The organism is Streptomyces lydicus (assembly GCF_001729485.1).
Lineage (GTDB): Bacteria > Actinomycetota > Actinomycetes > Streptomycetales > Streptomycetaceae > Streptomyces > Streptomyces lydicus_D.
In genome coordinates, this window is record NZ_CP017157.1 from 7,330,817 (window position 1) to 7,351,601 (window position 20,785).

The following is a 20,785-nucleotide window of genomic DNA, read 5'->3' on the forward strand; positions in this document are numbered from 1 at the left end:
TTTGGTCGTTCTTTACGCCCTCGTCCTCCGCACCGCTCCCCCGCGCGCCCCCTTTCCCCGCGCCGCCGCCCCGGTCCCGTCCGCGGCGCCGCCCCGGGGCCGGTACCCACCGCCGGGGCGTACGGAGCCGCTGGTCAGGGCGTCAGACCAGTCTGCGGGCGGCCGCCCAGCGGGTCAGCTCGTGGCGGTTGGAGAGCTGGAGCTTGCGCAGTACCGCGGAGACGTGGGACTCGACCGTCTTCACGGAGATGAAGAGCTGCTTGGCGATCTCCTTGTACGCGTATCCGCGGGCGATCAGCCGCAGCACCTCGCGTTCGCGCTGGGTGAGGCGGTCCAGGTCCTCGTCGACCGGCGGGGCGTCGGTGGAGGCGAAGGCGTCCAGGACGAAGCCGGCCAGCCGCGGGGAGAAGACCGCGTCGCCGTCCGCGACCCGGAAGATCGCGTCGACCAGGTCGGTGCCCGTGATGGTCTTGGTCACATAGCCGCGGGCGCCGCCGCGGATGACGCCGATCACGTCCTCGGCCGCGTCGGAGACGGACAGCGCCAGGAAGCGGACCGGGCGCTCGGCGTCGGCCGACAGCGCGGCGCAGCGGCGCAGCACCTCGACACCGCCGCCGCCGGGGAGGTGCACGTCCAGGAGGACGACCTCGGGGCGGGTGGCGGTGATGACCGTGACCGCCTGGTCGACGTCGGCGGCCTCGCCGACCACCTCGACGCCGGTGCGGGCGGTCTCGCCGATCTCGGCCTGGACGCCCGTGCGGAACATCCGGTGGTCGTCGACCAGCACGACCCGTACGGTGCGGCCCCCGCCCGGGCGGGCGGTCGCGTCCTGCTGTGCGTCCTCGCTGCTCATGTCTTCCGTCCGTCCCTCGGTGTCTGCCCGGTCATCATCCCGTGTCCGCTCCGGCCCTGTCGCCGCCGGGAGCGCCTCGTCCGGCGCCGCGGTCTCGTCCGGCGCTGCGGCTCGGGTTTCCTCGTACGGCGCCGCGGCTCGGGGCTCCTCGTGCGGCGCGGTCATGTGCCCTGCTCCGCGGCCGCGCGTTCCATCTCCAGCTCGACGACGGTGCCGCCGTCGGGGGCGGGGCGCAGCCGGGCGGTGCCGCCGTTGCGCTCCATCCGGCCGATGATGGACTCGCGGACGCCCATCCGGTCCGCGGGCACCGCGTCCAGGTCGAAGCCGGGGCCGCGGTCGCGCACCGAGACGAACACCGACCGGCCCTCCACCTCGGCGAAGACCTGCACGGCGCCGCCCTCGCCGCCGTACTTGGCGGCGTTGACCATCGCCTCGCGCGCGGCCTGCATCTGGGCGCCCAGCGGTTCGTCCAGCGGGCAGTCGCCGACGACCACGACCTCGATCGGGACGCCGTGGTGGTCCTCCACCTCGGCGGCGGCCTTGCGGACCGCCTCCGCCAGGGTGGTGGGCTCCTCGTCCTCGTCCTTGCCGCGGCCCTCGGGCTTGTAGAGCCAGGCGCGCAGTTCGCGCTCCTGGGCGCGGGCCAGCCGCGCGACCTCCCGGGGGTCGTCGGCGTTGCGCTGGATCAGGGTGAGGGTGTGCAGGACGGAGTCATGGACGTGCGCGGCGACCTCGGCGCGCTCCTGGGCGCGGATGCGCATCAGCCGCTCCTCGGAGAGGTCCTGCATCATCCGTACGAGATACGGGCCCGCGAGCAGCGCTATGCCGACGACGACGGCGAGCGCGGCCTGCAGCACCGAGCCGAGATGCCGCACCGAGCCCTGCAGCACGACGATGCCGGTGACGCCGATGCAGACCAGCAGGACGCCGGCCGCGCCGCGCAGCACCGGCAGCAGCGCCTTGCGGCGGCCGAGCTCCAGCCATTGCGCGCGGCGGGAGTTGTCGGCCTGCCGCCACACCAGGGCGACGCCGGCACCGATCAGCAGCACCGGCCACAGATAGCCGTTGGCCTGGCCCAGCTGGAACCGGGAGGCGATGACGGAGGCGCCGATCAGCAGCGCGATCAGCGCGAAGACCTGGCCCTTGTCGGGCTTGCGGGCCAGCCGCCGGCGCTTCCCGCCGTCGCCCGCGGCGGGTTGGCGGTGCTCCACACCGCCGATGCCCAGCGGGACGAAGAACCAGAACGCGGCGTAGAGCAGGGCGCCCATGCCGTCGGCCATGAACAGGGCCACGAACACGATCCGCACCCAGGAGACCGGCAGCCCCAGGTGCCCGGCGAGTCCGCGCGCGACGCCGCCGAGCAGCCGCCCGTCGGCGCTGCGGTAGAGCTTTCGCACGGGCGGGTCGTCGGGGTCCGGCGCCGGGGCGTAGCCCGGCTCGGCGCGCGGTGGAGCTGTGGTCATGTCCCCGATCGTCACACGCCGGGGGTGCCCGGAGCATCAGGGTCGACCCTGAACCGGCCCCTGACGTTTCCCGGGGCCGGCCGGGCCGCGGCCGACGGCTCCCGGCCTCCCCCGCGGCCCCCGACTCCGCCCCGACTCCGCTGCTCCCCGCTCTGCTGCGCCCGGCCGGGTCGCCCTCAGCTCCTCGGTGTGGTCTTGCGGAAGCCGTCCTTCACGTTGGTGAAGACCTTCTCCAGCGTCGTCCAGTCCGCCGCGGGCGCGGTCACGTAGATCGCGTACTCCTTGTCGCCCTCGCGGCCGAAGCCGAGGTCGATGCCCCGGAAGGTGCGGGCCCGGCCCTGGAAGGTGAACTCCCAGATCGCCGCGGGGTCCCCCTGGAAGACGGTGTCCTGCATGCGCAGCCGCGTGTAGACGGGGTAGAGCTTCTTGAAGTCGGCCTCGACGTCCTTGAAGTGCTGCACCTGGTCGGCCGAGGAGAAGTCCAGGGCGCTGACGGTGATCTGGGCGCGCTGGGCGTCGGAGGAGTAGACGATCTGCCGCCCGCCGTCCTTGGCCTCCCGCTTCCAGCCGTCGGGCACGGGGAAGGTGGCGCCGAGCCCGGCCTCGGTGGCCTTGTGGTAGCCGCTGGGGACGGGCGGGGGCGGTCCGATGCTGCTGCCCGGGACGCTGGGCAGTACGGGCGCCGTGCCGCCGGTCTCCTTGGCCGCCCGGGGCGTGCCCGACTCGGTGCGGTGCAGCACGTACCAGGCGGTGCCGGCGCCGCCGCCGACGGCCAGCACCCCGACGACGCTCCAGACCACGGCCCGGACGCCGCGCCGCTTGCGGGGGGCCGGGCCGCCGGAGAGCACGTCCGTGCGGCTGTCCGGGGAGCGCGCGCCGAAGCCGTCGCCCGGTACCGCGACCCGGCCGGTCACCGTGCCACTGCCGCCGGGGGCGGGCGCCGCGACGGCGGCGGCGTCCGACGGGAGCGCCGTCCCGCCCGTGTGCGCGACCGCGCGCGTCGGCGCCTCCGACGGCGTGTCAGGGGCCTCCGCCTTCCTCAGGGACAGCGTCGGCCAGCCGATCCGGGCGGTCTCGGCCTCGCTCTCGGCCGCCCGCAGTGCCTGCTCGACGACCTCCGCCGTCGGCCGGTCGCCCGGCTCCTTGGCGAGCAGCGCCTCGATGAGCGGGGTCAGCGGCCCGGCGTTGCGCGGCGGTTCCAGCGGGTCCATGGCGATCGCGTACGCCGTCTCGACCGCGGTGTTCTTCCGGAACGGGGGCCGACCCTCGACCGCCTGATAGAGCGTCGCGCCCAGCGCCCACAGGTCGGAGGCGGGTCCCGGGGTGCCGCCCTTGACGCGCTCGGGCGCCAAGTAGTCGATGGAGCCGACCAGCTCGCCGGTCTTGGTGAGGGTGGAGGTGCCGGAGGCGACCGCGATGCCGAAGTCGGTGAGCACGACCCGGCCGTCCTCACCGAGCAGCACGTTGCCCGGCTTGACGTCACGGTGCAGCACGCCCGCGGAGTGCGCGGCCCGCAGCGCGGCGATCATGCCGCGGCCGATCCGGGCGGCCTCGCGCGGGGGGACCGAACTGTCGTTGCGGGCGGCCTCCTTGATGGCGTCGCCGAGCGTCGCGGAGGGGACGTACTCCATGACGATGCACGGCAGCCCCGCGTCGTCCACGACGTCGTGGACGCCCACCACGTTGGGGTGGTTGATGCGCGCCGCGGCCTGCGCCTCGCGGGTGGTGCGCTCATGGCGGGTCGCCAGTTCGTCGGCGTCCAGCTGCGCCACGTGCAGCCGCTTCACCGCGACCTGGCGGCCGAGGACTTCGTCCCGGGCCCGCCAGACGGTGCCCATACCGCCCTGGCCTATCCGTTCGACCAGGCGATACCGCCCGGCGACCAGTCGCCCCTCGTCCACCGACGCCGCCTCCGTCACCGCACGCCCCTCCGGAAACCCGTACGTATCCAGGGCGCAACGATAGTCTCCGGCGCGGGCGACGAACCCTCCGGCCACCGCGCGTCCGCCGCTGTCTTCGGGGCGCGGGCGGAAGACGGGGGCATATGCGAACCCGCGAGGGGTTTCGGCACCCCCTGGGGCATGTCCGGGCCGCCGGTGGCAGATCTCAGGGATCTGCCAGGGTTTCCACGGATGCCGTGGCCGTGGCGATCTTGTCACCATGGGTCCATGAACGAAGCAGCCCCCGTCGAGGAGTCGGCGCCCCCCGGCCCGGCCGGCCCCGCCCCGTCGCACGTCCCGCTGCGCCGCAGCAGGCGGCACAAGGTCATCGGCGGGGTGTGCGGCGGGCTCGGCCGGCAGTGGGATCTCGACCCGGTGATCTTCCGGATCGTGCTGGCCGTGCTCGCCGTCGGCGGCCTCGGCCTGATCGTCTACGGCTTCGCGTGGCTGCTGCTCCCCGCCGAGGGCGAGGAGGAGAACGAGGGCCGCAGGCTGCTCTCCGGCCGGGTCGAGGGCCCGGCGCTGACGGCGCTGCTCTTCGCGCTGGTCGGCTGCGGGCTGTTCCTGACGACCCTGGCCAAGGGCAGCATGATGTCCTTCGCCATCATGCTGCTGCTGGCGGTGGCCGGCTCCGCGTACTGGTCGCGCCGGCGCCGCGAGGTCCAGGCGCAGGGCCCGGAGGCGATGGACCCCGCCACCGCGCAGGCGGTCGCCGACGCGCCGCCGGAGACCACGGCGCCCCCGTCGCCCACCAGCCCCTCCTGGTGGCGTGATCCGCGCGCCCGGGAGGCCGGTCCCGCCTATCTGTGGGGGCCCGACACCACCCCGCTCCCCCTGGACGTCACCTACCGCTTCGCGCACGGCGCCGCGCCCGCCGGCGTGCGGCCGCCGGGCACCCGTACGGGCGCGGGCGGGCCGTCCGGTCCGGCGCCGCACGGCGCGCACCCGCTCCGCGGCCCGCGCCCGGGTCGCCGCAGCGGCCGTCCGATCGGCGGCTGGACGTTCCTGCTCGCGCTGGCCGCCGGTACCGCCACCGCGTCCGCCGTCCACGGGCGATCCGGTCTCGTCCCGTCCCTCCAGGCCGGGCTGGCCGCCGTGCTGGTCGTCCTCGGCCTGGGGCTGGTGCTCAGCTCCTGGTTCGGACGCACCGGCGGCGGCACGGTCTTCCTGATGGTGTGCACCGCCGGCCTCCTGGCGGGCGCGACGGTGCTGCCCGCCGACATCACCGCCGACTGGCAGAACCGCAGCTGGGCCCCGACCACCCTCGCCGCCGTCCGTCCGCACTACGCAATCGGCTCCGGCGAGGGGCGGCTGGACCTCGGCGAGCTGCCGCTGAAGGGCGGCCGTACGGTCCGCACCGGCGCGGAGGTGGGCGCCGGCCGCCTGGAGGTGACGCTGCCGCGGGGGGTCACCACCCGGCTGCACCTCTCGCTGGGCGTCGGTGACATCCAGCTGCCGGGCGACGCACCGGACGACGTGGACCTGACGACCGGCGGTCAGGAGCGGACCGTCACCCTCCCCGCGGAGGGCCTCAAGAAGGGCGAGCGGCCGCGCGGTTCGCTGGAGCTCACCGTCAGGGTCGGCGCGGGCCAGGTGGACATCCGGCGCCCCGATCCGGCTCCGGCCACACCCCCGCCGGCCGCGCCGTCGCCGGCCGCACCGACGCCCCGTGCGGCCGGCAGCCCCGCCGCGCTCCCGGCGTCCGGAGCGTTCCCGGCGCCCACCACGCCCGCCACGAGCCGCCAGGGAGCCCCCCGTTGACCCGTCACCCCTTCGAACCGGCCCGTCTGATCGCCGGCCTCACCGCCCTCGCCGTCGGCACCGGCTACGGCCTCGGCGCCCTCGGCGTCCGGCACCCGCCCGGCCCCTGGCTCTTCCTCGCCGTCCCCGCCGGCCTGCTGCTGTCCGGCATCACCGCCGCGGTCTGGGCAACGGCCCGCCGCCGGCACGCCCGTCACGGGGAGCAGCCGGCCCCGGCCCCACCGCCCTGAGGCCCCGGGGCCGTTCGGCCGGGCCCCACGGGCCGCGGGCGGTGCGACGCACGTGCCCGCCCGGCGCCGAGCACACCGCGGCGTACCGCGGCCCCCACGGTGCCGTGCGCTTACCCGCGAGGTAATCGCGCGGCCCGGCCGCACCGCCGAGGATGGTGATCCCGCCGCGTCAGTCGGACGCGGCGCCGGACCGGAGGAATCAGCCATGTCGCTGCCGCTGGACACCACCACGCACATCACAGCCCCGCACACCCGCGCCGTGGTGGAGGAGTTGCTGCGCCGGATCGGCGCGGGCGACCCGGAACGCATCGCGGAGCTGTACGCCGAGCACGGCGACTGGAAGCTGGACTGGCCGGAGGCCGAGCACGGCCGCACCGCCACCCCGTGGATCCGGCACCGCTCCACCCGCGCCGACGCCGCCGCCCACTACCGCGAACTCGCCGCGCATCACGTGCCGGGACAGGCGGCCACCGAGATCGAACGCCTCCTCGTCGACGGCGCCGACGCGGTCGTGCTCGGCGAGATCCGGCAGACCGCGCGCTCCACCGGCCGCGCCTACCGCGCGCGCTTCGCCCTGCACCTCACGGTCGAGAACGGCCTGGTCACCCGGCACCACGTCTACGAGGACAGCCTTGCCGTCGCGCAGGCATTCGCCCCGGACGCGCCGGCCGGCGACGCCTGAGCCCGCCCGCACCCGAGCCCGGCTCCGCACCCGCCCCGGCCCGCCTGGGCCCGCCCCGCGCCTCAGCCGAACAGCTGCGCCCCGTGCCGTTTGCGGCGCATCGCCACCACCGCGTCCAGGGAGAACCGCGGGGTGCCGGCCAGTACGAGGGGGACCCAGGCCACCAGGTAGGCGAGGTCGTTGCCGTAGTAGTACGGGGTGGTCGCCCAGCTGACGGTGAGCCACAGGGACAGCGAGATCAGGGCGCCGCCGAACGCCGCCAGCCGCCCCAGCAGTCCGAGCAGCGTGCCCAGGCCGACCGCGAGTTCACCGGCCGCGATGGCGTAACCGAAGCCGACCGGGCTCTTCTGCGCGAGGTCCACCAACTGCGGCAGCGCCGCCGCGTCATGGACCTGGCGCAGCGTCTCACCGAGCGAACCGGCGCCGCCGGCCGCCAGGAACGCCCGGTCGGTCAGCTTGTCGATGCCGGCGTAGAGAAACGTGACGCCCAGGAAGAGGCGCAGCGGCAGCAGCGCGTGGCGCGCCAGCTGTGCCCGCAGACCGGCAGGTGGGCCCTCGACGCCCGTACCGGCCAGGTCGGCATTGATCGTGCGATGCGCGTGAACCATGACGTCCGCCTCTCCGTTACCACCGGGAGCAGACGATTGTGCCCGCGCCCGCGCCTCTGAGAGAGATACGTACGCGGGTGCGCCCGACGTTCAACGGACCGCCGCACCTCGGGCGGCGAACGCACACAGAACCGCCACTCGCGCACCCGGCGGAGCCGTGGACGACCGCGGGCCGCCCCGCCCCGGACGGGCGCGCGGCGCGCACGGCCGGTGCCGTCTCAGTCCACGACGTCCAGCGGGAAGGCCGCGGTTTCCACCCCCGCGGCCGTGATCACCCGGACGGCCACCCGGCCCGGTTCGACATCGACCGGCACCGGGACCGTCAGCAGCCCGTCCGTCGGGTTGGCGAAACCGCCGGGCACCGGGACGAGGGGGACGGGGACGTGGACCGTGCCGATGCGTACGACGGTCCGGGCGAGCCGGTCAGGGGTGGTGGCGCCCGGGGGGACGAAGCCGGCCCCGCGGATCTCGATGTCGTCGCCGGTGCGGACCGGCGCGGCGAGGTCGCCCAGTTCCCGGGAGCGGACCACCGAGAGGATCACCGGGCGGCCGCCGGCCACCAGCTTCCCCGCCAGATACGTCGCCCCGGAGAGCCCCGCCAGGGCCACCAGCCCCCAGGGCAGCCGCGGCAGTTGCTCCGGCCGCCCGGCCAGCCGTACCAGGGCCAGGGCCAGCACGACCGCGTTGACCAGCAGGTACTGCACGTCCAGGAAGCTGCCGCGCCCCGCGTCGTCGGTCAGCAGATCGGCGGCGCGCGGCCGCTGCGCGGACACCTTCTGCAGCCGCCCCGCGCGCACCCGCGCGGCGACCAGCCCGTACGCCAGCACGGCCACCGCCCAGCCGGTCGCCAGCAGTGCCAGCAGCGCGCCGGAGCGGCCGAGCGAGAGGCCCGCGAGGAGGCGGTCCCGCAGCGGCGGTGCGGCGGCGGCCAGTTGGACGGCGGACATCAGCACCGCGTACAGCACCGCCGTCGCCCAGCCCACGGCCACCGTCCGCGAGGTGGACAGCCGGCCGTCCTCACCGATCAGCGGTGCCAGCGCCCCGCCGTGCGCCCGGTGCCGGACGGCCGCCGCCGTCAGCCCGAGCGCCGGCACGACGGCGGCGACCAGCGCGGCCGTACGGGACGCCGTCCAGCCCGCCCCGATGGCGGTCAGCGCCTCGCCGAGCAGCAGGGCCACCACCGCGCCCCAGACCGCCAGCAGGGTGCGCCACCGTACGGCGGCCAGCCACGACACCCCCTCGGCGGCGCCGCGCCTGGCCAACTCCGCGGCGGATAGCGTCAGTTCGTCGGAGACCCACTGCCGGGCGGCACCGGCGGAGTGCGCGAGTCCGGACGGCACGCCGCGCCCGGCGGCGAAGTCCTCGCGCAGCGCGACGAAGGCGGCCACCGCCTCCCGGTGCCCCGTCCGGGCGCCGTGCGGGCACCGTCCGCATCGGCACTCGCCGCCCTCGGCCCGCTCCGCGCGGCCCTCCGGCTCACCCGTTCCGGCCGTCCTGCCCGCCACCTCAACCGACACGTCCGCTACCGCCCGCCACCGCTCGTGGTCAACTCGTCCTGTCCGGAGGCGAATTGTGCCGCAACCGTCGGGCCCGGCAGCAAACGTCCAGCTGATGGCGGGTGGCTTGCGCCACGGCGGGTTGACGCCCGGCGCGCGCGTCCGTACACCTGACCGACCGGCGGGCCGCGCGCGCCCGGCGCATACCCCGTTCGGGCGAACTGGCACGGGGCGAAGGCTGAGCGGCCCGCGCGCTGCGCAAGCTCTCGCCGTGCGTCAAACAACCGGATATCACGGTCTGCACCGCCGAGTTGACCTGCGGCGGAGCGGCCCCCCAGGGCCGGCGGGGCACGCGGTTCGCCTCGGCGCCGGCCTGCTGGCCGCCGTCGTCCTCCTGCTGACGGGACTGACCGCGCTGTTCGCCACCGCGCCCGCGGCGACCGCGCTCGGCCGGCCCGACCGACCCCTCACCGGCGACAACTGCGCCTACGCCGGGACCGCCCCGCCGGTGGACCTCCCGACCGGTTTTCCCCTGCCGCGCGGCTGGCACTGGCCCTGCACCAAGGCCGAGCGGCCGCCCGCGCACCCCCGCCCGCCGGCGCCGCGTCCCCGCCCGCCCCGTCCCACGCACCGGGCACCGGCCCCCGCGCCGCCCCGGCCGGCCCCACCGCCGCCGCCACCGCCGCCACCGCCACGGCCCTCACCACCCCCGCCGCCGCCCACGCCGCACGCCCGCCCCGCTCCCCCGCCGCCCGCACGCAAGGCCGTGCGCCGGCCGCCGTCCCCCGCGCCCGTGCTGCCCCGCAGCTATGTGCGGGTGTCCCACCCGCCGCGCGGCGGCCGTTCCGTCGTGACCACGACCCTGCTGATCACCGCCCCGGCCGTGCTGGCGGGCGCCGCCCTCCGTCCCCGTTCGAGCTCCTCGTCCGGCTCCGCCGGGCGCCGTTCCTCGTAGGAGGTCCTCATGTCCCAATGGCTGGTGCTGGGTATCGCCATGGCCGCCGTCTGCGGTGTCGTCCTGCTGATCACCGTCCTCAAGGAGCGCCGGATCAGCGAGGACCACGACCCGACCGAGACGCCCGATGTGATCGAGTATCTGACGATGATGGTGGGGGTGGTGTACGCGATCGTGCTGGGTCTGGCCATCGCCGGGGTCTGGGAGGCCAGGAGCGCGGCCGAGGACACCGTACGGACCGAGGCGCAGGCCCTGCACGAGGTCAGCGCGCGGGCCCGGGCCTACCCGGCGCCGGTGCGCGACCGGATCCGCTCGGACGTGACGGCGTACGCGTCCTACGTCGTCCACAAGGAGTGGCCGGTGATGGCCGAACGGGGGCAGCTGACCGCGCGCGGCACCGAACTGCTGGCGAAGGTGCGGTCCGACGTCACCGACTACCACCCGGCCAACGACTTCGAGGGGCAGTCCTACCAGCCGCTCGTCGACCAGGTCGGGGCGGTCGACGCGGCCCGCTCGGCCCGGGCGGACGCGGCGGACTCGACGCTGCCCGGAGTGGTGTGGTTCGGGCTGATCACCGGGGGCGCCATCTCCATCGGCGTCGTCTTCACCCTGCAGATCCGGCGCTCGGCACGGGAGTTGCTGCTGGCCGGCCTCTTCAGCGCGCTGATCGCCTTCCTGCTGTTCCTCGTCTGGGACTTCGACGCACCGTTCAGCCGGGGCATCTCGGCGAGCGCGGACCCGTTCCTGGACCTGTTCCCGCATCTGTGACCCGGCCGCTCCGGCGAACGGTGCCCCCGCGGGACCCGCACGGTCCCCGGGGGCGCCGGCCCGTCGGCCACGCCCGCCTCACTCGAAGAGGTCCGGCGCGCTGCGCACGGTCTGCTGGTACAGCGGCTGGTAGTTGATCCACGCCACCAGGTCGGTGCCCAGCTGCTCGCGGGTGTGGACGGCGTCGGCGTGGTCGATCAGGACCGGCTTGCCGGCCGCCTTCGCGGTCAGCTGCACCTGGCAGGCGCGCTCCATGGCGAGGAACCACCACGCCGCGGCGTCCACCGAGTCGCCGACCGTCAGCAGCCCGTGGTTGCGCAGGATGACGGCCTTGTGCGGCCCCAGCGCGGCCGCGATCCGGCGGCCCTCCTCCTCGTCGACGGCGACGCCCGTGTAGGCGTCGTACAGCGCGTGGTCCTCGTAGAAGGCGCAGACGTCCTGGGTGAGGGGGTCCAGCAGCTCCCCGAGGGCGGCCAGCGCCCTGCCGTACGTGGAGTGGCTGTGCGCGGCGGCGACGACGTCCGGCCGGGCCCGGTGGACCTGCGCGTGGATCGTGAACGCCGCCTGGTTGACGTGGTAGCGGCCCTCGACGACCTTGCCGTCGCCGTTCACCAGGATCAGATCGCTGACGGTGAGGTGCCGGAAGGACATCCCGAAGGGATTGACCCAGAAGCAGTCCGGGAACTCCGGGTCGCGCGCGGTGATGTGGCCCGCGACGCCCTCGTCGAAGCCGAGGCGCCCGAAGAGCCGCAGCGCCGCCGTCAGGCGCTCCTTGCGGTGGCGCCGCTCGCCCTCGACGGTCCCGTGCGTCGGCGGCAGCTCGAAGTGCAGTTGCTCGGTGGGGAGGGGCGTGGGCGCGCTCGGCTCGGACATCGCGTCTCTCCTCGTTCTGCGGGTGCTCGCCCCGGAAGCTACGCCGCGGCCCGTGAAGAGACCAGAGAGGTCGCCGACGGGTGCGGTGGAGGTGCTGTGAACCGCGTACCGGCCGGCGACATCCTGGGGCGACGAGGTCGGACTCCCGGGCCGCCCGGCCCGTCGGACGGCCGCTAGGGCCGGTCGTCCGGTGCGCCGGGCCGGCCGGTCGGCTCACCGCTCAGCAGGCGTACGCCGCGCAGCAGCGCCGAGTGGTCCAGCGCGCCGTCGCCGCGGGCCACGGCGGAGGCGACGAGCTGGGCCGCGGCCGCGCCGACGGGCAGTGCCGCGCCCACCGTGCGGGCCGCGTCGGTCACGATCCCCATGTCCTTGTGGTGCAGCTCCAGCTTGAAGCCGGGGCGGAAGTCGCCGGCGAGGAGGGCGTCCTTCTTGCGGGTCAGGGCGGTGGAGCCGGCCAGCCCGCCGGCCAGGACCTCCAGGGCGGCCGGCAGGTCGACGCCGGACTTCTCCAGGAAGACGACGGCCTCGGCGAGGGCCTGCAGATTGACCGCGACGATCAGCTGGTTGGCGGCCTTGACGGTCTGTCCGGCGCCGTGCGGACCACAGTGCACGACGGTCGTGCCGACCGCGTCGAACACCGGCCGCGCGGCGTCGAAGTCCGCCCGCTCGCCGCCGACCATGATCGACAGTGCGCCCTCGACGGCGCCCGCCTCACCGCCCGACACCGGGGCGTCCAGCACCCGGATGCCCTTGGCGGCGGCGGCCTCGGCCAGGTCGACGGAGGTCTGCGGGGTGATCGAGGAGTGGTCGACGAGGAGCGCGCCGCGGCGGGCGTTCGCCAGGATGCCGTCGGGTCCGTAGGCGACGGCTTCGACCTGCGGCGACGCCGGGACCATGGTGATCACGACGTCCGCGTCCCGGACCGCCTCGGCGATCGAGCCCGCCTCCTTGCCGCCCGCCGCGACCAGGGCATCCGCCCGGCCCGGGCTGCGGTTCCAGCCGGTCACGGTGTGTCCGGCCCGGGCGAGGTTCACCGCCATCGGGCTGCCCATGATGCCGAGGCCGAGGAATCCGATCGTGCTCATCGCGCCACCCACTTACTTCCGCACAACGGAATCGATCTATCGCCACTCGGAATCCATCATGGGCCGGGCGCCGGGAGGCGTCAACCGCGGCCCTCCCCGGCCGGCGGGAACGACAACGCCGCCGCTCCGGCCCCGAGGGGCCCGAACGGCGGCGCGGTCGATCGGCTCAGCGGGGGACCCCGGGGGTCACTCCCACTCGATGGTGCCCGGCGGCTTGCTGGTCACGTCGAGCACGACGCGGTTGACGTCCGCGACCTCGTTCGTGATGCGGGTCGAGATGCGGGCCAGCACCTCGTACGGCATCCGGGTCCAGTCGGCCGTCATGGCGTCCTCGGAGGAGACCGGGCGCAGCACGATCGGGTGGCCGTAGGTGCGGCCGTCGCCCTGGACGCCGACGGAGCGGACATCGGCGAGCAGGACCACCGGGCACTGCCAGATCTCGCGGTCCAGGCCGGCCGCGGTCAGCTCCTCGCGGGCGATGGCGTCCGCCTCGCGCAGCAGGTCCAGACGGTCCTTGGTGACCTCGCCGACGATGCGGATGCCGAGGCCGGGGCCGGGGAACGGCTGGCGGTGGACGATCTCGTCGGGCAGGCCGAGCTCGGTGCCGACCATCCGCACCTCGTCCTTGAACAGCTGGCGCAGCGGCTCGACGAGCTCGAACTCGATGTCGTCGGGGAGGCCGCCGACGTTGTGGTGCGACTTGATGTTGGCGGTGCCGGTGCCGCCGCCGGACTCGACGATGTCCGGGTAGAGCGTGCCCTGGACCAGGAAGGCGACTTCCTCGCCCTCGGCGCCGGCCTCGGCGACCAGCTCGGCCTGGGCCTGCTCGAAGACCCGGATGAACTCGCGGCCGATGATCTTCCGCTTCTGCTCGGGGTCGCTGACCCCGGCGAGCGCGTTCAGGAAGCGCTCCTCGGCCTCGACGACCTTCAGCTGGACGCCGGTGGCGGCCACGAAGTCCTTCTCGACCTGCTCCGACTCGCCCTTGCGCATCAGGCCGTGGTCGACGTAGACGCAGGTCAGCTGGTCGCCGATGGCCTTCTGGACGAGGGCGGCGGCGACCGCGGAGTCCACGCCGCCGGACAGCCCGCAGATCGCACGCTTGGTGCCGACCTGCGCGCGGATCGCGGCGACCTGCTCCTCGACCACGCTGTGGGTGGTCCAGTTCGGCTCGATGCCCGCACCCCGGTAGAGGAAGTGCTCCAGGACCTGCTGGCCGTGCGTGGAGTGCATGACCTCGGGGTGGTACTGGACGCCGTAGAGGCGCTTCTCGTCGTTCTCGAAGGCCGCGACCGGGACCACGTCGGTGGACGCGGTGACGGTGAAGCCCTCGGGGGCGGCGGAGCAGGCGTCGCCGTGCGACATCCACACCGACTGCTCGGTGGGGGTGCCCTCGAACAGGGTGGAGCCGGGTCGGGAGACGGCCAGCGGCGTACGGCCGTACTCACGGGCGCCGGTGTTGTCGACGGTGCCACCGAGAGTGGTGGCCATGAGCTGGAAGCCGTAGCACATGCCGAAGACCGGGACACCGGCTTCGAACAGGGCGCGGTCCAGGCGGGGGGCGCCCTCCGCGTAGACCGACGAGGGGCCCCCGGAGAGGATGATCGCCTTCGGGTTCTTGGCGAGCATCTCGGCCACCGGCATGGTGGACGGCACGATCTCGCTGTAGACCCGGGCCTCACGGACACGGCGGGCGATGAGCTGGGCGTACTGTGCGCCGAAGTCGACTACGAGGACGACGTCCGGGGCGGCGGCAGGGGGCGCTGATGGCACTTCGGCGGCCTTCCGGCGGGTGTGGAGCGGGGTTGGACTTTCGATTCTAACGGGCTCATACTGTGACTCATGTTCCAGCAGCTGACCTTCGTCTTTACCTATGGCACCGGCCCGTCCGGCTGCCATGGTCGTGCTGCTTGATCGACTGACGAGCAAACTTCCCAGGCGCCCCGGGCCGACAAGGTCCGGGGCGTTTGTGCATGCCGAGGACCGTCAGCGGCTCCGGGGCCCGCTCACCCCAGGAGAAACCACATGAGCACCGAGACCACCGCCGCCCCCACCCCCGACACCGGGGCGCGCACCCCGGAGGCGGCCGGGATCATCACCGACGCACGGCGCCGGATCGACGATCTCGACGGCCGGATCATCGGCCTCGTGCAGGAACGGATGGCCGTCTCGGCCGTCATCCAGCGCGAACGGATCACCTCCGGCGGGCGGCGGGTGAATCTCACCCGCGAGATGGAGATCCTCGCGCACTACCGCGACCAGCTCGGCCGGCCGGGCACCGCGCTGGCGATGACCCTGCTGGAGCTGTCGCGGGGCCAGATCTGAACGGCGTCCCGGCGGCACCGGGACGCGCCGCGGGCACCACCCGGCCCCGCGGGCCGGAGCGCCCGCGCGTGGCCGGTTCCCTTCGGTGTCCGGTCGGTTTCGGCGGCCGGCCGGAGCGCGCGGCACGGGGGTGCACGCCCGGCGCAGCTGCTGGATCTGAGTTCGGTTGCCGACTCACCCGTACGGCGCGTGACCGGCCGCCGCGGGGCTTCGTTGTTCCCGGTGCCACGCCAGCCAGGCGCGGCCTGCAGGACTACGCGTAGACGCCGCCCCACGGGCGGAAGATCCGGAACGATGAGACGCCGGCCGCTTGCCGCGGTCCGCGTCGTGGGACCTCGCTCCGGTGCGGTGGCCGGTCAGCAGGGGACAGCAGCCCGGTCACATCCGATGGGGTGGTCGGTCCTGGGGACGCCCGGGACCGACCGCATCCGGTCGAAACGGTTGCGCCAGGTGAGGCGCATCCAGGACGATGCTTGACGAACGACCTACCGCTTCCGGTACGGACCGCACACTGCCCTTGGTCCGATCGGTGCGGGCCTCGGCACCACCCCTGAGCACCACCCCGAGCACCACCCCGAGCCAGCGGCGCTACCCCCCCAGCGCCGCCCGTCGGTGCCGGCGCTGCCCTGACGCCGGCACCGAAAGCCAAGGGCCCCGTGCCGTCCGCACCCCCCTCGCGGACGGTATTCGGGGCCCTTCGCTCTGCGGGGGCGCACATCCGGCGCACGGCCACCGCTCCCGCCCGTGCTGTGAGCCGGCTTTGCGTGTCCTGTGAGGCGGCTGTGAAAGCTGTGACCAGCATCACGCCCCTTGTTTCGGTTGAGCGAACAACCTTTTTTGGCCATGGCCAGTCATGTACGTGCAATCGCACGGCCACCCCGCGCCCCACCGCGACGGCCCGCCACCCCTTTGTGCCCCCCACCGGCACTTCGGACCCCGAGAGGTCTTCTCGATGAAGCTTCGCCGTGCCCTGACGGCCGCCGCCGCGACGGCCGTCATAGCCCCCGCCGCCCTGATGGCGGCCCCCGCCGCGTTCGCGACCGGTGCCGGCACCGAGACCGGCGTGAGCGCCGAGCCGACGACGGGCACCCCCGGCTCGGAGCAGACCGACGCCCCCACCACGCAGCCCGGGACCCCGGGCACCGGTGACGAGACCGCCCCGAGCGGCGACACCACGCCCGGCTCGGACACCGAGCCCGGCGAGGAGACCGGCACCGGTGGCGAGACCGGCCCGACCTCCCCCGCCACCACCCCGGGCGGCGACACCAAGCCGACCGCGACCGCAAAGCCCACCACCTCGGCCGAGCCCACCGCCAAGCCGACCCACGGCCCCGGCGAGGACCCGACCTGCGCCGAGCAGTCGGACGAGGCGGCGATCAGCACCGAGCTGCGCGGTCTGCCCAGCAAGGTCGTGGCCGGCTCCGGCTGGAAGAACTTCACCTTCCGCGCGACCAACACCTCCCACAAGGCGATGAAGTCGGTCGACGCCTACGTCGCGCTGGGCGGCGTCAGCACCGGCGGGTTCGACGACGTCTCCAAGCTGCTGACGGTGCAGTGGTACGACGAGGACAGCCACGCCTGGGAGGCCATCACCGACGTGGACGGCTACTTCGCCTCCGTCGACGGCCTGAAGCCCGGTGAGTACGCCGACGCCAAGCTGCGTCTGAAGGTCGACGCCAAGACGCCGGGCAGCTACGGCTTCGCGTTCACCATCGGCGCGTACCACAACGAGGACGACGTCTGCGGCTTCTCGGACGTCTCGCAGTACGACTTCGACGTCCTCGTCGCCGGCAGCAAGCCGGGCAGCGTGCCGCCGGCCAAGGGCAAGCCGGGCAAGAGCAAGGGCAACAAGCCCGCTCCGCAGGGTGACTTGAAGGACCTCCCGGTCACCGGCAAGCTCGCCGAGACCGGTGCCTCCTCCGCGCTGCCGACCCTCGCCCTCGTCGGCGGGGTCGCCATGGTCGCGGGCGCCGGCGCGATCTTCGTCGTGCGCCGCCGCAAGACCTCGGGCGGCGCCGCGGCCGCGTAAGCGGCACCGGCGGACGTCGGGGCCGCACCCGGAAACCCGGGTGCGGCCCCTTCCGCGTCACGGGCTGGGATCGAGCGACTTCTTCGGCGGGACCGGCGGGACGGCGAGGAACGGCAGCCGCAGCGCGCCGAAGGCGTCCGCGGGGACGGCGGGACGCACCGGCTCGACCGGGTCCAGCCGCCGGTAGGGCCGGCCCTGCGCGGGCCGCGGGTCCGGCTCCCCCTTGTTGGGCCACAGCGACATCGCGCGCTCGGCCTGCGCGGTGATGGTCAGGGACGGGTTGACGCCGAGGTTCGCCGAGACCGCGGCGCCGTCGACGACCGAGATGCCCGGGTGGCCGTAGAGGCGGTGGTACGGGTCGATGACGCCGGAGTCCGCGGAGTCGCCGATCGGGCAGCCGCCGAGGAAGTGCGCGGTGAGCGGGGTGCCCATCAGCTCGCCGATGTTGGAACCCGCGAAGCCGTTGATCTGCTCGGACAGCAGCGTCGCCGCCCGGGTGGCCTCGGGGATCTGGTTCGGGTTCGGGGCGCCGTGGCCCTGGCGCGCGGTGAGCAGGCCCTTGCCCGGGCCCTTCGGCTTCCGGTACGTCGTCAGGGAGTTGTCCAGGGACTGCATGACCAGCCCGATGATGGTCCGCTCCGACCAGCGGCGGTTGGACAGCGAGCGCAGCGCGAGCAGGGGGTGGCGCGCCATGTTGCCGAGCCATCCCGCGACCCGCCCGGCGGGCCGGTAGGGCACCTGCAGGACCGTCAGGCTGCCCATCGAGTTGGAGCCCTTGCCGTAGCGGACCGGCTCGATGTGGGTGTTCTCGTCCGGGTGGATGGACGAGGTGATCGCCACACCCTTGGTGAAGTCGACCTTCGCCGCGCCGTGCCGCCTGCGGTAGCGGCGGTCGTCGGTCTGCGCGCCCACCAGCGCCTCGGAGTTGGTGCGGGTCAGCGCCCCGAGGCGGTCGGAGACGTAGGGCAGCAGGCCGCTGTCCTTCATGCGGTGCAGCAGGGTCTGGGTGCCGTAGGTGCCGGCCGCGAGGACCACCCGCCGGGCGGTGAACGTCCGCCCGCCCGGCGAGGTGCTTCGCGCCGCCCCTCCGCGTCGGCCCTTCCGGCCGTCCGTCGGCAGCGTCCGCACGGCGAAGCCGCCGCGGGAGTCCTCGGTCACCGTGACCACGGAGGTCAGCGGGTGGATGACGGCGCCGGCCCGCTCCGCCAGGTAGAGGTAGTTCTCGTTGAGGGTGTTCTTGGCGCCGTGCCGGCACCCCGTCATGCACTCGCCGCACTCGGTGCACGCCCTGCGGGACGGGCCCGCGCCGCCGAAGTACGGGTCGGCGACCTCCGCTCCCGGCTCCGCGGTGGCCGTGCCGTCCGCGTCGTCGCCGTCCCCGAAGAACACCCCCACCGGCGCCATGTGGAAGGAGTCGCCGACGCCCATGGCCTCGGCGGTCGCCTTCAGGTGGACGTCCGAGGGCGTCATCGTCGGGTTGAGCCGTACGCCCAGCATCCGCCGCGCCTGGTCGTAGTACGGCTTCAGCTCGTCCTGCCAGTCGGTGATGTGCCGCCACTGCGGGTCGTCGAAGAACGGCTTCGGCGGTATGTACAGGGTGTTGGCGTAGTTCAGCGAACCGCCGCCGACCCCGGCGCCCGCCAGGACCATCACCTTGCCCAGGAGGTGTATGCGCTGAATGCCGTAGAGGCCGAGGGCCGGGGCCCACAGGTAGTTCTTGAGGTCCCAGGAGTTCTTGGGCAGTGACGCGCGGGTGAAGCGGCGGCCGGCCTCCAGGACGCCGACGCGGTAGCCCTTCTCCGTCAGCCGCAGGGCGGTGACGGCCCCGCCGAAGCCGGAGCCGACGACGAGCACGTCGTAGTCGTGGCCGGCCCCGTCGTCGGGACCGTCGGTCGCCGGGTGCGGGTTTCGGGCAGAGTTCTCCTGGGGCACTGGCTCTCCCTGCTGATCGTTGCCGGAGTGGCGGGTCTACCGCGGGCCGCTCACCGCAGCCGGAACGCCTTCATCGCCTGCAGGCTGCGGGTCATGAACCGGGCGTACTTCTCGTCGGTCATCCCGAAGGACGGCGCGAGGGGCATCACCCGCTGGTGGGCGACGGTCTGCGCCTCGGTGTACTTGAGGATGCCCTCGGAGCCGTGCCGGCGGCCCAGACCGGAATCGCCCATGCCACCCATCGGCGACTGGACGCTGCCGTAGCCGGCGGCGTAGGACTCGTTGACGTTGACCGTGCCGGTGCGCAGCCGGGCGGCGACCGCGCGGCCGCGGCGGCCGTCCTTGGTCCAGACGCTGGAATTCAGCCCGTACGGGGTGGCGTTGGCGAGGGCGACCGCCTCGTCCTCGTCGCTGAAGCGGTAGACGGAGACGACCGGGCCGAAGGTCTCCTCCCCGCAGACGGCCATCGGGGCCTGGACCCCGTCGAGGATGGTCGGCTCGTAGAACAGCGGGCCGATGTCCGGGCGGTGGCGGCCGCCGGCGACCAGCTCGGCGCCCTTGGCGACGGCCTCCTCGACATGGCGGGTGACGGTCTCCAGCTGGCGCTCCCCGACCAGTGAGCCCATGTCGGCGCCGTACGCCAGGGAGTTGCCCAGCCGCATCGCCTTCGTACGGGCCGCGAAGCGCGCCAGGAAGTCGTCGGCGACGGACTCGTGGACGTAGAGCCGCTCGATGGAGATGCACAGCTGTCCGGCGGAGGAGAAGCAGCCGCGCACGGCGCCGGCGGCGGCCTTCTCCACGTCGGCGTCGTGCAGCACCAACATGGCGTTCTTGCCGCCGAGTTCGAGGGAGACGCCGACCAGCCGGGCGGCGGCGCCCTGCGCGACCTCGCGGCCGGTACGGGTCGAGCCGGTGAAGGAGACGTAGTCGGCGTGCTCGACGACCGCGGGGCCGATGACCGGGCCCTCGCCGATCACGACCTGCCAGACGTCCTCCGGCAGCCCGGCCTCGATCAGCTGCTCACGGGCCCACAGCGCGGTCAGCGCGGTCTCCGTGTCGGGCTTCATCACCACGGCGTTACCCGCGACGAAGGCCGGCAGCGCGTCGCCGACGGAGAGTTCCAGGGGGTAGTTCCAGGGCGCGATCTGGCCCACGACGCCGCGCGGGTGGCGGATCTCGGTGACCTTGGTCAGGGTCGGTACGACACCGGTGTGGCCCTTCGGCCGGAGGTAGGCGGGGGCCTTGCGGCCGTAGTGGCGGGCGGCGACGGCGACCGCCTGCACCTCCTCGTGGGCGTGCAGCCGCGCCTTGCCGGTCTCCAGCTGGATCAGGTCGAGGACCTCGGCCTGGCGGCGCAGGACCAGGTCGTGGAAGCGGAGCAGCACCGCGGCGCGCTGCCTGACCGGGACCTCGGCCCAGCGTGCCTGGGCGGCGCGGGCGCGCTCGAAGGCGGTGGCGACGTCCTCGGGGGTGGACTCCGGCAGGTCGGCGAGCTTCTCCCCGGTGAACGGGGTGTGGTTGGCCGTACGCCCTGCCCCCACCACGCCGCGGGTCAGCCGGGCGGCGACCTCGGGGGTGACCACGTCGGCGGCGGTGCGGGCGCCGGCCGGGGCGGGCGCGACCGGGTTGCCGTCGGCGGGCGGCGCTGCGGGAGCCTCGGCGGTGGCGGAGGAGGAAGTTCCGGTGTCCTGCGAGTCCGTCATGCGGGCGAGCGTATTCCTCCCCGGACGCTTTGTGTACCCGGCAGTAATAGGTTTTCACGCGGTGCCCACAATCGCGCCAGCG

At 74.3% G+C, this 20,785-nt stretch carries 17 protein-coding genes; 7 read left to right on the forward strand and 10 right to left on the reverse strand.

The genetic code is table 11. The annotated features are described in order from the left end of the window. Positions 1-142 precede the first annotated feature (142 nt). The 3 genes from SL103_RS31755 to SL103_RS31765 form a co-directional block, all read right to left on the reverse strand. A complete protein-coding gene (locus tag SL103_RS31755; protein ID WP_069574279.1) occupies positions 143-853 on the reverse strand; it encodes a LuxR C-terminal-related transcriptional regulator in 711 nt (236 codons plus the stop codon). Between the two features lie 161 nt (positions 854-1,014). Continuing rightward, positions 1,015-2,316, reverse strand: coding sequence for an ATP-binding protein (locus SL103_RS31760; RefSeq protein ID WP_069572408.1), 1,302 nt, complete (start codon positions 2,314-2,316; stop codon positions 1,015-1,017). Positions 2,317-2,492: 176 nt separating this feature from the next. Further along, the gene (locus tag SL103_RS31765) at positions 2,493-4,154 is read right to left on the reverse strand and encodes a serine/threonine-protein kinase (RefSeq protein WP_244304243.1); all 1,662 of its coding nucleotides are present in this window, start codon (positions 4,152-4,154) and stop codon (positions 2,493-2,495) included. Between the two features lie 330 nt (positions 4,155-4,484). Between SL103_RS31765 and SL103_RS31770 the strand changes: the two genes are divergently transcribed. From SL103_RS31770 to SL103_RS31780, 3 genes are all read left to right on the forward strand, one after another. Then, positions 4,485-6,017, forward strand: a complete 1,533-nt coding sequence (locus SL103_RS31770) for a PspC domain-containing protein (protein ID WP_079146082.1) — start codon at positions 4,485-4,487, stop codon at positions 6,015-6,017. Next, positions 6,014-6,247, forward strand: coding sequence for a hypothetical protein (locus tag SL103_RS31775; protein WP_069572410.1), 234 nt, complete (start codon positions 6,014-6,016; stop codon positions 6,245-6,247). Before SL103_RS31770 ends, SL103_RS31775 begins: the two co-directional genes overlap by 4 nt. Positions 6,248-6,452: 205 nt before the next feature. Next, positions 6,453-6,929, forward strand: a complete 477-nt coding sequence (locus tag SL103_RS31780; RefSeq protein ID WP_069572411.1) for a nuclear transport factor 2 family protein — start codon at positions 6,453-6,455, stop codon at positions 6,927-6,929. Positions 6,930-6,991: 62 nt separating this feature from the next. Here SL103_RS31780 and SL103_RS31785 read toward each other — a convergent pair whose 3' ends face one another. Both SL103_RS31785 and SL103_RS31790 read right to left on the reverse strand, forming a co-directional pair. After that, positions 6,992-7,537, reverse strand: coding sequence for a TQO small subunit DoxD (locus SL103_RS31785; protein ID WP_069572412.1), 546 nt, complete (start codon positions 7,535-7,537; stop codon positions 6,992-6,994). A 218-nt stretch (positions 7,538-7,755) separates the two neighbouring features. Beyond that, positions 7,756-9,054, reverse strand: a complete 1,299-nt coding sequence (locus tag SL103_RS31790) for a hypothetical protein (RefSeq protein WP_432215375.1) — start codon at positions 9,052-9,054, stop codon at positions 7,756-7,758. Positions 9,055-9,304: 250 nt separating this feature from the next. Here SL103_RS31790 and SL103_RS39035 point away from each other — a divergent pair, with 250 nt between their 5' ends. Next, positions 9,305-9,988 carry a hypothetical protein gene (locus SL103_RS39035; protein ID WP_099055479.1) on the forward strand — a complete coding sequence of 228 codons (684 nt, stop codon included), beginning with the start codon at positions 9,305-9,307 and terminating at the stop codon, positions 9,986-9,988. 9 nt (positions 9,989-9,997) lie between these two features. Then, on the forward strand, positions 9,998-10,756 hold the full coding sequence (locus tag SL103_RS31800; protein WP_069572415.1) for a DUF4239 domain-containing protein: 759 nt from the start codon (positions 9,998-10,000) through the stop codon (positions 10,754-10,756). Positions 10,757-10,834: 78 nt separating this feature from the next. Here SL103_RS31800 and SL103_RS31805 read toward each other — a convergent pair whose 3' ends face one another. From SL103_RS31805 to guaA, 3 genes are all read right to left on the reverse strand, one after another. Then, positions 10,835-11,629, reverse strand: coding sequence for a class II aldolase/adducin family protein (locus SL103_RS31805; protein ID WP_069572416.1), 795 nt, complete (start codon positions 11,627-11,629; stop codon positions 10,835-10,837). Between the two features lie 173 nt (positions 11,630-11,802). Then, positions 11,803-12,714 (reverse strand): 2-hydroxy-3-oxopropionate reductase, encoded by a 912-nt coding sequence (locus SL103_RS31810; protein ID WP_069572417.1) that lies wholly within the window; start codon positions 12,712-12,714, stop codon positions 11,803-11,805. A 186-nt stretch (positions 12,715-12,900) separates the two neighbouring features. After that, positions 12,901-14,487: a glutamine-hydrolyzing GMP synthase gene (guaA, locus tag SL103_RS31815; RefSeq protein WP_069572418.1), complete on the reverse strand. Its 1,587-nt coding sequence runs from the start codon at positions 14,485-14,487 to the stop codon at positions 12,901-12,903. Positions 14,488-14,739: 252 nt separating this feature from the next. Between guaA and SL103_RS31820 the strand changes: the two genes are divergently transcribed. Both SL103_RS31820 and SL103_RS31825 read left to right on the forward strand, forming a co-directional pair. After that, positions 14,740-15,039, forward strand: coding sequence for a chorismate mutase (locus SL103_RS31820; protein WP_069572419.1), 300 nt, complete (start codon positions 14,740-14,742; stop codon positions 15,037-15,039). Between the two features lie 952 nt (positions 15,040-15,991). Further along, on the forward strand, positions 15,992-17,068 hold the full coding sequence (locus tag SL103_RS31825) for an LAETG motif-containing sortase-dependent surface protein (RefSeq protein ID WP_069572420.1): 1,077 nt from the start codon (positions 15,992-15,994) through the stop codon (positions 17,066-17,068). Between the two features lie 57 nt (positions 17,069-17,125). Here SL103_RS31825 and SL103_RS31830 read toward each other — a convergent pair whose 3' ends face one another. After that, entirely contained in the window at positions 17,126-19,000 is a 1,875-nt protein-coding gene (locus SL103_RS31830) for a GMC oxidoreductase (protein ID WP_069572421.1), read from the reverse strand. A gap of 50 nt (positions 19,001-19,050) precedes the next feature. Then, positions 19,051-20,703: a succinic semialdehyde dehydrogenase gene (locus tag SL103_RS31835; RefSeq protein WP_069572422.1), complete on the reverse strand. Its 1,653-nt coding sequence runs from the start codon at positions 20,701-20,703 to the stop codon at positions 19,051-19,053. Positions 20,704-20,785: the final 82 nt, after the last annotated feature.

Coding starts and splice junctions, on each gene's coding strand:
- SL103_RS31755 (WP_069574279.1), bottom strand. CDS start 853: ATGAGCAGCGAGGACGCACAGCAGGACGCGACCGCCCGCCCGGGCGGG.
- SL103_RS31760 (WP_069572408.1), bottom strand. CDS start 2,316: ATGACCACAGCTCCACCGCGCGCCGAGCCGGGCTACGCCCCGGCGCCG.
- SL103_RS31765 (WP_244304243.1), bottom strand. CDS start 4,154: ATGGGCACCGTCTGGCGGGCCCGGGACGAAGTCCTCGGCCGCCAGGTC.
- SL103_RS31770 (WP_079146082.1), top strand. CDS start 4,485: ATGAACGAAGCAGCCCCCGTCGAGGAGTCGGCGCCCCCCGGCCCGGCC.
- SL103_RS31780 (WP_069572411.1), top strand. CDS start 6,453: ATGTCGCTGCCGCTGGACACCACCACGCACATCACAGCCCCGCACACC.
- SL103_RS31785 (WP_069572412.1), bottom strand. CDS start 7,537: ATGGTTCACGCGCATCGCACGATCAATGCCGACCTGGCCGGTACGGGC.
- SL103_RS31800 (WP_069572415.1), top strand. CDS start 9,998: ATGTCCCAATGGCTGGTGCTGGGTATCGCCATGGCCGCCGTCTGCGGT.
- SL103_RS31805 (WP_069572416.1), bottom strand. CDS start 11,629: ATGTCCGAGCCGAGCGCGCCCACGCCCCTCCCCACCGAGCAACTGCAC.
- SL103_RS31810 (WP_069572417.1), bottom strand. CDS start 12,714: ATGAGCACGATCGGATTCCTCGGCCTCGGCATCATGGGCAGCCCGATG.
- SL103_RS31820 (WP_069572419.1), top strand. CDS start 14,740: ATGAGCACCGAGACCACCGCCGCCCCCACCCCCGACACCGGGGCGCGC.
- SL103_RS31825 (WP_069572420.1), top strand. CDS start 15,992: ATGAAGCTTCGCCGTGCCCTGACGGCCGCCGCCGCGACGGCCGTCATA.
- SL103_RS31835 (WP_069572422.1), bottom strand. CDS start 20,703: ATGACGGACTCGCAGGACACCGGAACTTCCTCCTCCGCCACCGCCGAG.